This is a genomic window from Streptomyces durbertensis, from assembly GCF_014156695.1.
Lineage (GTDB): Bacteria > Actinomycetota > Actinomycetes > Streptomycetales > Streptomycetaceae > Streptomyces > Streptomyces durbertensis.
The window spans coordinates 1-543 of record NZ_WMLF01000930.1 but is presented as its reverse complement, the minus strand read 5'-3'; the positions used below and the strand labels follow the sequence as shown (position 1 = coordinate 543).

At 71.3% G+C, this 543-nt stretch carries 1 protein-coding gene; it reads left to right on the top strand.

What is annotated here, in order from left to right; genetic code table 11:
* Positions 1-29: 29 nt before the first annotated feature.
* The coding region (locus GL263_RS27715) for a phosphatidylinositol-specific phospholipase C domain-containing protein (protein ID WP_182858464.1) at positions 30-543 on the top strand (514 nt) is incomplete at its 3' end.

Here is a 543-nt window from a genome sequence, read left to right as displayed (position 1 = left end):
GCGCCGCCCCGCCGCCCGGCCACCGCTGGATGACCGGGCTCCCCTCCGCCCGCACCCTCGACGACCTCACCATGCCCGGCACCCACAACACCTGCGCCCTGATCGGCGGCCCCTTCGACACCGCGAAGTGCCAGTCCCTCCCCCTCTCCGAGCAGTTGGCGCGCGGCGTCCGCTATCTCGACATCCGCTGCCGGCCGTTCGACGGCGCGTTCACCATCCACCACGGCGCGATCTACCAGCGCCGCAACTTCCACGACGTGTTGACCGACTGCCGCGCGTTCCTCACCGCCAACCCCGGCGAGACGATCCTCATGTCCGTGCAGAAGGAGCACTCCGACGCGCCCGACACCGAGTTCGCCCGCATCTTCCACGACGTGTACCTGCGCGACCACGGCTTCGCGCGCTGGTTCCACCGCGTCCCCGGCCGCATCCCCACTCTCGGTGAGGTGCGCGGCCGCATCGTCCTCGTCGCCAAGGCCCCCGGCATCGGCGGACTCGACCGCTACGACGGCAACCTGCTCTCCGTCCAGGACGAGTGGACGC